The 11728-nt window shown below is 62.0% G+C and carries 14 protein-coding genes; 5 read left to right on the top strand and 9 right to left on the bottom strand.

Features of this window, described 5'->3' with window-relative positions:
• Positions 1-9 precede the first annotated feature (9 nt).
• Positions 10-1272, bottom strand: coding sequence for a phosphoribosylamine--glycine ligase (gene purD / locus TR36_RS09905; RefSeq protein ID WP_045391194.1), 1263 nt, complete (start codon positions 1270-1272; stop codon positions 10-12).
• A 71-nt stretch (positions 1273-1343) separates the two neighbouring features.
• On the opposite strand from purD, the gene xseA reads away from it, so the two are divergent.
• A complete protein-coding gene (gene xseA / locus TR36_RS09910) occupies positions 1344-2897 on the top strand; it encodes an exodeoxyribonuclease VII large subunit (protein ID WP_045391191.1) in 1554 nt (517 codons plus the stop codon).
• On the opposite strand, the gene TR36_RS09915 is transcribed toward xseA, so the two are convergent.
• Positions 2894-3292, bottom strand: coding sequence for a hypothetical protein (locus TR36_RS09915; RefSeq protein WP_045391953.1), 399 nt, complete (start codon positions 3290-3292; stop codon positions 2894-2896). The genes xseA and TR36_RS09915 overlap by 4 nt on opposite strands.
• A gap of 151 nt (positions 3293-3443) precedes the next feature.
• Between TR36_RS09915 and ftsY the strand changes: the two genes are divergently transcribed.
• From ftsY to TR36_RS09930, 3 genes are read left to right on the top strand one after another with little or no spacing between them, the layout of a single operon-like run.
• The gene (gene ftsY, locus TR36_RS09920; protein ID WP_045391188.1) at positions 3444-4436 is read left to right on the top strand and encodes a signal recognition particle-docking protein FtsY; all 993 of its coding nucleotides are present in this window, start codon (positions 3444-3446) and stop codon (positions 4434-4436) included.
• A gap of 7 nt (positions 4437-4443) precedes the next feature.
• Entirely contained in the window at positions 4444-5340 is an 897-nt protein-coding gene (locus tag TR36_RS09925) for a DMT family transporter (RefSeq protein ID WP_045391185.1), read from the top strand.
• A 13-nt stretch (positions 5341-5353) separates the two neighbouring features.
• Complete coding sequence (locus TR36_RS09930; RefSeq protein WP_045391183.1) at positions 5354-5956, top strand: inner membrane-spanning protein YciB; 603 nt, start codon at positions 5354-5356, stop codon at positions 5954-5956.
• 23 nt (positions 5957-5979) lie between these two features.
• Here the strand turns inward: TR36_RS09930 and TR36_RS09935 are convergent, their stop codons facing one another.
• From TR36_RS09935 to TR36_RS09950, 4 genes are all read right to left on the bottom strand, one after another.
• A complete protein-coding gene (locus TR36_RS09935; protein WP_045391181.1) occupies positions 5980-6477 on the bottom strand; it encodes a DUF6644 family protein in 498 nt (165 codons plus the stop codon).
• A gap of 11 nt (positions 6478-6488) precedes the next feature.
• Positions 6489-6947 (bottom strand): hypothetical protein, encoded by a 459-nt coding sequence (locus tag TR36_RS09940; protein ID WP_045391179.1) that lies wholly within the window; start codon positions 6945-6947, stop codon positions 6489-6491.
• A 67-nt stretch (positions 6948-7014) separates the two neighbouring features.
• Entirely contained in the window at positions 7015-8151 is a 1137-nt protein-coding gene (locus TR36_RS09945) for a DUF6152 family protein (protein ID WP_052362612.1), read from the bottom strand.
• A 94-nt stretch (positions 8152-8245) separates the two neighbouring features.
• The gene (locus TR36_RS09950) at positions 8246-8836 is read right to left on the bottom strand and encodes a TetR/AcrR family transcriptional regulator (protein ID WP_045391176.1); all 591 of its coding nucleotides are present in this window, start codon (positions 8834-8836) and stop codon (positions 8246-8248) included.
• Between the two features lie 145 nt (positions 8837-8981).
• Here TR36_RS09950 and TR36_RS09955 point away from each other — a divergent pair, with 145 nt between their 5' ends.
• Positions 8982-9545, top strand: coding sequence for a carboxymuconolactone decarboxylase family protein (locus tag TR36_RS09955; RefSeq protein ID WP_045391173.1), 564 nt, complete (start codon positions 8982-8984; stop codon positions 9543-9545).
• 42 nt (positions 9546-9587) lie between these two features.
• Here TR36_RS09955 and TR36_RS09960 read toward each other — a convergent pair whose 3' ends face one another.
• The 3 genes from TR36_RS09960 to TR36_RS09970 are packed head-to-tail and all read right to left on the bottom strand — an operon-like array spanning position 9588 to position 11726.
• Positions 9588-10085 (bottom strand): nucleoside deaminase, encoded by a 498-nt coding sequence (locus TR36_RS09960; protein ID WP_062763128.1) that lies wholly within the window; start codon positions 10083-10085, stop codon positions 9588-9590.
• A gap of 1 nt (position 10086) precedes the next feature.
• Positions 10087-10938 carry an ABC transporter permease gene (locus TR36_RS09965; RefSeq protein ID WP_202814398.1) on the bottom strand — a complete coding sequence of 284 codons (852 nt, stop codon included), beginning with the start codon at positions 10936-10938 and terminating at the stop codon, positions 10087-10089.
• Positions 10935-11726, bottom strand: coding sequence for an ABC transporter ATP-binding protein (locus tag TR36_RS09970; RefSeq protein ID WP_045391167.1), 792 nt, complete (start codon positions 11724-11726; stop codon positions 10935-10937). Before TR36_RS09970 ends, TR36_RS09965 begins: the two co-directional genes overlap by 4 nt.
• Positions 11727-11728: the final 2 nt, after the last annotated feature.

The raw sequence follows: 11728 nt of genomic DNA on the forward strand, positions 1-11728 counted from the left end.
CAAGCGATGTTACAACGCGCGCCACCCGATATCGCGGCGGGCAAACCCCTCGGGCCAGTCGATGGCATCCACCATGCGATAGGCCTCTGCCTGTGCCTCGGCCAATGTGGCACCGCGTGCGGTCACGGCCAGAACACGGCCCCCGGTGGCCGTGATATGGCCTTCACGCGCCGTGGTCCCTGCGTGGAACACCATCTGCCGGCTGGTGGCCGGCAATGCCTCCAGCCCCCGGATGACAGAGCCCTTTTCATAGGCGCCCGGATATCCGCGGGCCGCCATGACCACCGTTACCGCATGGTCATCGGCCCATTGGGCGCTGATCCGGTCAAGCTGCCCCTCGGCACAGGCCAGAAGCAGGTCCAGAGCCTGCGCACCAAGGCGCATCATCAGCGTCTGGCATTCCGGATCGCCGAAGCGGGCGTTGAATTCGACAAGGCGGGCCTTGCCGTCCTCGATCATGAGGCCAACGAAGATCACCCCCTGATAGGGGGTTCCGCGCCGCGCCAGTTCGGCCACGCAGGGGGCAACGATCTGGTCCAGCACATCCTGCGCGATGGCATCGGTCAATACCGGGGCGGGGGAATAGGCCCCCATGCCGCCGGTGTTCGGCCCCTTGTCCCCGTCATAGGCCCGTTTGTGGTCCTGCGCCGTACCGACCGGCAGGATATTGGTGCCGTCCGACAGCACGAAGAACGAAGCCTCTTCGCCGGTCATGAAGGCCTCGATCACCACTTCGGCACCGGCGGCCCCGAATTCACCGCCGAACATGTCGTCGATGGCATCCAGCGCCTCGGCCTCGGTCATGGCGACGATCACGCCCTTGCCTGCGGCAAGACCGTCGGCCTTGACCACGATGGGCGCGCCCTGTGCGCGGATGTAGTCGCGTGCAGGAGCCGCCTCGGTAAAGCGGGCATAGGCAGCTGTCGGGGCCCCCACGGCATCGCAGAGTTCCTTGGTGAACGATTTCGACGCCTCGATCCGGGCCGCTTCGGCTGATGGCCCGAAGGTCAGGATCCCCGCGGCACGGGCGGCATCGGCCACACCTGCGGCCAAGGGCGCCTCGGGGCCGATGATCAGGAAGCCGATGTCATGCTCCTTGCAGAATGCGGCCACGGCGGCCCCGTCCATGATGTCCAGATCCGCGCATTCGGCCACGCCCGCGATGCCCGCATTCCCCGGCGCCACGATCAGCCGATCGCATTTCGGGTTCTGCTTGATTGCCCATGCCAGCGCATGTTCGCGCCCGCCACTGCCCAGTATCAGGATATTCATTGCCGCCCCCGCTTGGCCTTTTGCCCTTCGCGTTTTAGGGTCGGACCCGTAAAACCGCAAGAAGGCCGCACATGGACCTGTTCGAAGCCCCTGATGACAATGCCCATGATTTCACCGTGTCCGAGCTGTCGGGGGCGGTCAAACGGGTGATCGAGGGCGAATTCGGGCAGGTGCGCGTGCGGGGAGAGATCGGCCGTGTTTCCCGCCCGGCCTCCGGCCATCTGTATTACGACCTGAAGGACGACCGTTCCGTTGTGGCTGCCATCACCTGGAAGGGTCAGGCCTCCAAGCTGGCGGTCAAACCCGAAGAGGGGATGGAAGTGGTCGCCACGGGGCGGATGACGACCTTTCCCGGCCAGTCCAAATACCAGCTGATCATTGACGATATCCGGCCCGCCGGGGCCGGGGCGCTGATGGCCATGCTGGAGAAACGCCGCAAGGCGCTTGCGGCCGAAGGCTTGTTCGACGAGGCCCGCAAACGCCCGCTGCCGTGGCTGCCGCAGGTGATCGGGGTGGTAACGTCGCCCTCCGGTGCCGTGATCCGCGATATCCTGCACCGGCTGCGCGACCGGTTTCCGCGCCATGTGCTGATCTGGCCGGTGCCGGTCCAAGGAGAGAAATGCGCGCCCGAGGTGGCTGCCGCCATTCGTGGGTTCAATGCATTGCCTGCTGGTGGGCCCATTCCCAAGCCAGATCTGCTGATCGTGGCGCGGGGGGGCGGCAGCCTTGAGGATTTGTGGGGGTTCAACGAAGAGATCGTGGTGCGCGCTGCTGCCGAATCGCGGATTCCCCTGATTTCGGCCGTCGGGCATGAAACCGATACCACGCTGATCGATCATGCGGCCGACCGTCGTGCGCCGACACCCACGGCTGCGGCCGAAATGGCGGTGCCGGTGCGAATGGACCTGATCGCGGCGGTGGACCAGCGGGGCGCAAGTCTGTCTCGATCCGTGGCCACGGGCTTTGTGAACCGGGGGCAGCGGTTGCGCGATCTGGCCCGCGCCTTGCCGCGCCCCGAAACGCTGACGCAGACGGCTTCGCAGCGGCATGACCTTTGGGCGGGGCGTCTGGACGGCGCGCTCGGCCTTGGTGTGGCACAACGCCGTGCCCGGCTGGATACCCTGTCGGCACATTTGCGGCCCCGCCTGTTGGCGGATCTGGCGGGACGGGGGCGCGAACGGCTGACGGACCGGACGCGGGCGCTTGATGCTGCCACAAATCGCGGCACGGCGCGCGGCAAGGAGCGGCTGGCAGGCTTTGGCGCACGGCTGGACCCCGCATTGGCACGGGCCGTGGCGCAGGCGGGCCGGGATCTGGCAGTTCAGCGGGACAAGCTGCACGCGCTGGAGATGCGCTTGCACGCAGCGCCCATGGCGGCGTTGAAGGCCCGTGCGGCAACATTGGAGGCCACCGACCGCCTGCGGCTGACATTGGGGTACCGCGAAACCCTTGCACGCGGCTATGCCGTGATTCGCGGGGATGGTGATGTGGTGACCACTAGATCCGCCGCCCAGAAGGCCCAGGTTCTGGAGGCTGAATTCCATGACGGTCGCCTGACGCTTGGCGCGAAGCCCCCGCGCGGCGGCAAGTCCAAGGCCCCTCCGCAACAGGGAGAGCTGTTCTAGGCCCCCGCCTCGGGGGTGCTGCAGGCAAGGGGGGATTTGCTGGCATGGATCTCCGTCATGATCTGGCCGGTACCGCCGGTTTCATAGCGGGCGCTGAGCCGGTCGCCTTCCTTGAAGAACGTCCAGCATTTGGGTTGATCCTCGCCCTTGTAGGCAAAGCAGATCTGCGAGGATTTGGGGTACCATTTTCCCGTCTGGCACTGATGTTCCTCATCAACCCACATCACGCGCCGGTCGGACATGTATTGCTCGATGCCTGCAACGCTGCCGTTCAGGGCATAGGTCAGCGTCCTGCCTGTCACATATCGTTCGAATTCGGCCACGCTTAACGGAGGCGCCGCCAGCGCTGGGCCGGCAAGGGTGGTCAATGTCAGGATGGCAAGCAGGGCGCGCATCGTTTCCTCCGGGGCAATGGTGCGCATTTTGGCGGTTTAGGGCGGTATTTGCCAGCATTGCGGGCAGAATGATCCATTTCCCGCCGGTCCAGACGTGGACATGGGGCTGCAAACTGACTAGGTGGAATGTGACCTAAAAAACGAGGCCAAGATGGCGTCCTTCTTCCGTAAATTGCGCGACCGGATGACGCGATCCTCGGACCGTCTTGGTGAGGGGATCGAGGCGATTGTCGAGGATGCGCCCAAGCCGCCGGATGCCGAACCCGAAAAGACCGGGCTTCTTGGCCGCCTGCTGGGCGAAGAGCCGAAGCGGGTCTTTGATGATGCGATGCTCGAAGGGCTGGAAGAGCTGTTGATCTCGGCCGATATGGGCGTCGATACATCCCTGCGCGTGGCTGCGAATATTGCCGAGGGGCGTTTTGGCCGTCGTGTGGGCACGACCGAAATCCGGGAGGCGCTGGCCTCCGAGATTGCCCGCGTCATGAACCCGGTGGCAAAACCGATGCCCTTGCGGACGCAGCGCCCCCAGGTCGTGCTGGTGGTGGGCGTGAACGGGTCGGGCAAGACCACGACGATCGGCAAACTGGCCAGCCAGTTCCGGGCGGCGGGCAAGACGGTGGTGATCGCCGCAGGCGATACCTTCCGGGCCGCCGCGGTGGAGCAGTTGCAGGTCTGGGGGGATCGCGCAGGCGTTCCCGTGATGACGGCGCCGGAAGGATCGGATCCGGCATCGCTTGCCTATGACGCGATGGTGCGGGCCGAAGCAGAAGGGGCCGATCTGTTGATGATCGACACCGCAGGACGTTTGCAGAACCGCGCCGACCTGATGGAAGAGCTGTCCAAGATCGTGCGCGTGATCCGCAAGAAGGATCCGACCGCGCCGCATAATACCCTTCTGGTGCTGGACGCCACGACCGGCCAGAACGCGGTCATGCAGGTTGAGGTGTTCCAGAAGCTGGCCGATGTGTCCGGCCTTGTGATGACCAAGCTGGATGGCACCGCGCGTGGCGGGGTCCTTGTGGCGCTGGCAGACCGTTTTGGCTTGCCCATCCATGCGATCGGGGTGGGGGAGCAGATCGATGATCTGCAGGCCTTCGATCCCGATGAATTTGCCCGTGCGCTTGTCGGCCTCGAAGTGAAGTGACATCCTGATGGTCGAATGGCTGAACGCGATTGCGGGAACTCCGCTGGGCAGCCATGTGGCCATGGGGCTGGCACTGACATCCGCGCTTGCCCACGCCTGTTTCGGCGCATTGCAGAAAGGGCGGCATGATCCATGGGTCAGCCGTGCCAGCATCGACGCCTGGATCATGGCCATCTGCCTGCCGATCGGATTGATCCTGATGCCCTGGCCCACGGGGGGGGAATGGATCATCCTTGGCGGGGCCACCATCATCCATTTCATGTACAAGACATTCATGGCGATGGCCTACGAGCGGGGGGCCTATACGGTCGTGTATCCCGTGGTGCGCGGAACGGGCCCATTGGCCACGCTGACCTTTGCCGCGCTGTTCCTGAGCGAACATTACGGGCCTGTGCAATGGCTGGGAGTTGGCGTTCTGTCGGGATGTATTCTGGGGTTGGCGCGGATGAACCTGCGCGCGACCTCGCTGAACCGGCCCATGCTGGTGGCCGCCCTGTCGTGGGCGGTGATGACGGGGATCATGGTGGCCGTCTATACGACCTATGATGCCTGGAGCATCCGGCTGTGGGAAAACCCCTTCGCCTTTGTGATCTGGTTGTTTATTGCAACCTCGTTCGATTTCCCGCTTCTGGTGGGATGGTGGCGGCGCAGCGAGGGGCTGGCGTGGATGCGGCCCGTCATGACACGCGGGATGATGGGCGCGCTGTTCGGGCTGGTTAGTTTCGGCGGCGTGATGCTGGGCACCCGTATCGGCAAGGTTGCCGAAGTGTCCTCCTTGCGCGAGACATCGACTTTGTTTGCGGCCCTGATCGGCTGGCTGGTACTGGGCGAAAAATCAACACCGGCGCGGATCGCGCTGATGGGCGGAATTGCGGCAGGCGCGGTTCTTGTTCAACTGGGATAAGGAAGAACGCAGGATGACCGGACGTAAAATCCACCCGATGCTGAAGATGGCGCTGGAACTGGGGCCGGTGGCCCTGTTCTTCATCGCCTATATCATGATGAAGGACCGGGTCTTTACCTTCGGAGGCACCGAGTACAGCGGCTTCATCGTGGCAACCGCGGCCTTTGTCCCGCTGCTGGTAATCACGACCGGCATTCTCTGGGCGCTGACGGGGCATCTGGCCAAGATGCAGATTGCAACGGTCGTCATGGCCGTCGTGTTCGGCGGCCTGTCGGTCTGGCTGAACGATGAGCGGTTCTTCAAGATGAAGCCGACGCTGATCTATCTGATCTTCGGCTCTATCCTCGGCGTGGGTCTGTTGCGCGGGCGCAGCTATCTGCGCGTGGTTCTGGATGAGGCCATTCCCATGCAGGAGCAGGGGTGGATGATCCTGACCCGCCGCATGTGTGCATTCCTGTTCGGGTTGGCGCTGGCGAATGAGATCGTGTGGCGGATGTTCTCTACCGAGACATGGGTCAGCTTCAAGACATTCGGGCTGACGGCTGCCTTGTTCCTGTTCTTCATGGGGCAGGGCAAACTGCTGCAGAAATACGGGATCGAGCGGCCCGGGAAATAGGGTATCGCGCCGCGGGAAATGCGTCACATGCCCTCGACATAGGGCATGAAGCGGCCAAGGGTGATGACAGAGGTCCACAGGATCAGCGATAGCCATGCAACCACGCGGGCATCCGGTGTCAGATATCTGGTCGCGACACCTGCATCCATTTGCGGTTTTATGCGCCACACGAAATAGGCGGTATTCAGGCCAGCAATCATGATGGTGCCCATTTTTGCCCAGAAGGCGATATTGACCAGATAGCGGTCTGAATCCCCCACCACGAACAGCAATCCCGATGTCAGGTTGATTGCAAAGCCGATCAGGGCAAAGCGTACAAACAGACCGACCCGCTGCATCGGCACGTCCGGGGCCAGCCCGATCACCCGCAGATCCACAATCAGCAGGGAACCGAACAGCAGGCACAGACCCAGGAAATGCGCCATTTCCAGCGCGGGAAAAACATAGGCGTTGTTCATCACCAGACGGCTGAGCGCGGTGGCATTCAGTGTATCGGTAATCAGGGGCAGCAAGCTATCCATCGGATTTCCCTTCAGGACATATAGCCGATCAGGCGGCCGGAGATGATTGCCGCCACCCATGTGAGGGTTGCCGCAACGGCAAGGCGGCGATGGCGGAAAGAAATGTTGTCGGTCCGGCTGATGCAGATCCGGACCAGCCACCAGCTCAATCCCAGCCCCAGAAACACGAGGGCAATCTTAATGCGGAATGCCCAGTTGAAGAACAATTCCGATGCATTGCCGCAGAAAAGCGCGGAGCCTGAAAGCAGGTTCAGAACGAAACCGCCAAGCGCCACACGCCAATAGGGGAACATCGCCGTGACCGGAATGGCAGCAGCAAAGCCCATGACCCTGATGGCCAGCATCAGGGCGACCCCCACAAGGATGCCCATGCCGATAGCATGAAGCGTCAGGATGATCGGATAGCCCCATTCAGAGCTGGAAACCATCATGCCGAGGGCCGAATCCTCCAGCCAGTACAGCGTTTCCATTTCATGTGTTCCTTGAATCGTCGCCGCGCCACAGATGCGTGGCGCGGTGTGCGGGATAGGGTCGGAATCAATGCGACCGTTCGTTGGTCAGATCATCGCAGTCATAGGGTTCGTAGGGGTCGGTAGTCAGCGTCACATCATCGGATCCCGTGATCTCCCCCTGCAGATACAGCGGATCGACCATGGTGTATTCGCGGTGCAATACGGTCCCGTCGTCATTGAGGGTGAAGCGTTCGGTCACCACCATTTCAGTGCTGTTCTTCATCGGTGTGGGAGGTGGGCCGCCGCGCCCCTTGCCGCCCTCCGGTCCCCCCTCGGGGCGGTTCTGAGGCCGTTCGCCTTCGTCGGGCGGTGTATGCCCGTCCGGTCCGCCACCGATCGGGGCCATGATCCAGCCTTCGTCAAATCCTGTGGTGGTGACGACCAATGTGCCGTCCTGCCATTCGCCGGTGGAATATCCGGCGCGGCCCGGGGTGTAATCCTCGGGCATGGGCTGGCCATCCAGATGGATGGTCCGCTCCATGTCCATGAAGCCGTAGTCCATCGTGATCTCGGTCGAGGTCTGCTCTATCCTGTTCACCATTTCATCCATCCACCAGTCCATGAAGATATTCGTGGCCTGGCAATGGAAGCGGGGATTGTCGTCACTGGTGGCGCCCTCGACGGCTTTCTTCCCGGCGTCGGTCAGTTCGGTGCGCGTTTCGTTGCCGCCTTCAGGAGGGGCGTTTTCGTCACGGACCTTCACCCAGTTGCCATCTATGTTCGGGGTGCCGTCGTCCTGCTCCGTCGGGCGCTGTTCGGCCAGTACGGTGCCATCGGTATCGAAGGTGCTGTTGCGGGTGGCGGTCATGCCGTTTTCAAAGGTGATCTGCTTCATGTAGCAGGTGGTCGGATCCGTCCGATCCGGTGCCCCGACCACGGAAATGGTGCTGCCTTTTTCAAACATGTCGGCCGACCAGCCGTTCCGTTTGAGCAGCGATCCGGACTGCAGTTCGCAGCGCACATTGGTCACATCGCCTGCGGTGCCTGTCACGTCGAAATACACATAGGCATGCGGGTTCACGAGGCGGATGCGGGTGACGCTGCCGGTGAATTCAACGGTCTTGCTCAAATCGAACTGCCCACTGCTGCCGTGATGGGCCAAGGCGGGAAACGGCGCTGCGGCCATTGCGGCGATCAGCCCGAGGTTCTTCAGATTTGCCATAGGGTCACTTTCTTTTTGCACGGCCAGCGGCGTTCATCCCGTTCTGAACGGGCGGACGCGCATTTTCCGTCGCGATGAAAGTGAAAAGACCGCTTCAGGCGGCAATCCGGCCCAATTCGTCAGCCAGATCGGCACATAGATCCTGCATCCGCTGCGGATCCCGTTCGCGCTGGGCCTGTACCTTCAGCCCGAAGATATAGGTCTGGACGCGGCGGGCCAGCCGGCCCGTATCACAATCGGCTTCCAGCTCTCCACGGTCGCGGGCCTTTTGCAAGGCGCCACCGATCAGCCGCTCTATCCGGTCCAGATGATCGGTGATGAACCGGCGAAGATCCCCTTCGTCCGGTACATCCAGCAGGGATTTCACCAGCATGCAGGCCGTTGAGGGGCGATCGCAGGGCGTAAGGTCGGCCAGGCTCAGCAGTTGGGATTGCAGAGCGGCCAAGGGGGAGGGGCTGTTGTCGATCAGTGCCTGCATATCACCCGCCATCCGCGTGGCGTATCGGTCCAGCGCGGCGCGAAACAACGCCTCCTTGCTGTGGAACGCGGCATATATCGAGCCGGGGCGCATGTGCAGCACGGCCTCCAGATCCTTCATGGATGTGGCGTGATAGCCCTTCACCCAGAAAAGCTGCATGGCGGCATCCAGTGCCGTATCCCTGTCATATGTCGCTGTGCGTGCCATATTCCTTTCATACAGCCTTGCTTTGCTCAGGCAAAGTACCCTCACGATTTATTTTGAGCGATTGCTCAATTTATTCTTGAATGATCGCTCAAGTGGGTACAGGTTAAGGCACAGACACGATAGGCAACTCTCAAAGGAGCCAAAAATGGCAAAGTTCGAAAAGCTTGATGAAACCACAGCCCCCGAGGCCGCACTGCCCCTGATCGAAAAATCGAAGGCGGCATTCGGTCGTTTGCCGGGCCTGCACGCCGTCATGGCGCAATCGCCCGCATTGCTTGATGGTTATCAGGTGCTTCACGGCCTGTTCGCCGAAAAGACCTCGTTCGATGCCGATGAAAAGACCGTTGTCTGGCAGACCATCAACGTGGCGCATGAATGCCATTACTGCGTTCCGGCGCATACCGGCATCGCCAAGGCTATGAAGGTCAGCGACGATATCTCTAACGCGCTGCGTGATGAAACGCCGCTGCCGAGCGAGAAGCTGGAAGCCCTGCGCACCTTCACGCTGGCCATGCTGGACAGCCGCGGTCGCCCGACCGATGCCCAGATGGAGGCGTTCTATGCCGCCGGGTATGGTGAGCAGCAGGTTCTGGAAATCATCCTCGGCCTCGCGCAGAAAGTGATGAGCAACTATACCAACCACGTTGCCGAGACGCCGGTTGATGAGGGCATGCAGAAATTCGCATGGACCCCTGCATCGAAGCGCTAAGCATCAGGTACACCGGCGCGGCACAAGCCGCGCCGGTGATTTTCAGGCCTGCCAGAAGCCATCCTGCAGCTTCGCGGCCTCTTCTTCCAGCAAGGGCCCCTTGATCACCACCTGACGCTGACCCGCCGCGAAAACGATATGGCATGGCAGGTCGAGTGTCGGATTTTCCGGATGATCCCCTGTGCGGGCCTTCAGATCGGCCTCGGTCTGCCCGAAGACCACGCGCCCGATTCCTGCCCAATACATGGCCCCTGCACACATCGCGCAGGGTTCAGCCGATGTATAAAGGGTGCATTTGTTCAGAAAATCGATGGCGTATGTCTTTGAGGCGCGGCTGCACAGGACCCGTTCGGCATGGGCCGTCATGTCGCAGCCTTCGCTGGTATAGGCATTGCCCTGTTCCATCAGCAATTCCCCTTCCGGCCCGATCAGAACCGATCCGAAGGGATGGTCGCCTCCGTCGCGCGCCTTGGCTGCCACGGCAAAGGCGGCACGCAGGAACTCTTCGTCACGAGATTCATCAAATGTATGTGGGGGCATCTTATTTCCTTTCGGATTTGGGCAGGGACCAGGGGGCAAAGCGGTTCTGGACCCATGCCACGGCGCGGAACATCACAAGGCTGATCACGACCAGAACGATCAGCCCGGCAAAGGCCTGCGGAATTTTGAAGAAGGATGTCGAAAAGCCGATGAAGTACCCGAGGCCCGACTGGGCCGCGACGAATTCGGCCACCACGGCGCCAATGATCGACAGCGTGACCGATATCTTCAACGCCGAGAATACATAGGGCAGGGCATAGGGCAGGCGGATCTGGTAGATCTCGCGGATGCGGCCAGCCCTGAGCGAGCGGGACAGTTCGATCAGCTCATCCGGTGTGGCCATCAGCCCGGTGGTGGTGGAGACGACGATCGGAAAGAAGGCGATAAGGAAGGTGATGACCACCCGCGGCAGATCACCTGCACCCAATGTGACCACGATGATCGGGGCCACGGCGACGACAGGGGTCGATTGGACCACGATCAGCATCGGATAGAGCGTCCGTTTCAGAAAACGCGAATCCGACAGGGCCACGGCCAGCGGAATGGCGATGGCGATGGACGCGGCATATCCCGTCAGCGCCACCCGCACGGTGGCCCAGATATGATCCAGCCAGACCATCGGGTCCACCGCGATGCCGGCACCCAGAATTGCCGTCGGGGCAGGCAGCAGGAATGACGGGATCGCGAAGATATGGGTCGCGGCCTCCCATATGACCAGCACGGCCACGAACGCCAGAAAGGGCGTGAAACGGTCCAGCATATCCAGCAGGCGGCGGCGCGGTGTCATACGCACGGGCTGCATCAGGGCGGCAAGACGGGTCTGGGCGGCGGTTTGGGGTGTGGGGGATGTCATGCTTCGCCTCCGTCGACCGGGTGGGAAAACAAACGGCGACGGATGCTGTTCGCCATTTCGGTGAATCGCGGATCGGCCATCGTTTCCAGCGTGCGCGGGCGGGCAAAGGGAACGATGATCTCGTCGCGTACCGTGCCGGGCCGTTCGCTCAGCACGATGATCCTGTCGGAAAGCAGCAGTGCCTCGGGGATGGAATGGGTGATGAACAGGACCGTCTTGGGCCGTTCGCGCCAGATCCGTAACAGCTCGAAGCTCATTTCATCGCGTGAAAGGGCGTCAAGTGCGCTGAAGGGTTCGTCCATCAGCAGGATGTCGGGGTCCAGAAGCAGCGCGCGTGCAATCCCGACCCGTTGCTGCATTCCGCCCGAAAGCTCGTCGATACGTTTGTCTGCAAAATCCCCCAACCGGACAAGGTCCAGCATTTCCAATCCGCGCTTGCGGTCATCCGGGGTAACGCGGCCGTATTTGTGCCGCATCGGGAATGTCACATTGTCGATGACCGATAGCCACGGCAGCAGGGTCGGGCGCTGGAAAACGATTCCCACGTCATCGCGCGGTCCCTTGATCGGGCTGCCGAAAACCTCTACCTGGCCGTCGCTTGGCAGCATCAGCCCCGACAGCAGCCGCAGCAGGGTGGATTTGCCGCAACCGGACGGCCCGAGAACCGAGACGAATTCATGCCGTTCGATCCGGAAATCGAGGGCGTGCAACGCATGGATCGGCGCACCGCTCTTGCCAGGAAACACCTGCTCTATGTCTTTGAAATGGATGGCAGGGGGGGTCCGCATGC

The sequence above is a fragment of the Falsirhodobacter sp. alg1 genome (genome assembly GCF_000739715.2).
Taxonomy (GTDB): domain Bacteria; phylum Pseudomonadota; class Alphaproteobacteria; order Rhodobacterales; family Rhodobacteraceae; genus Falsirhodobacter.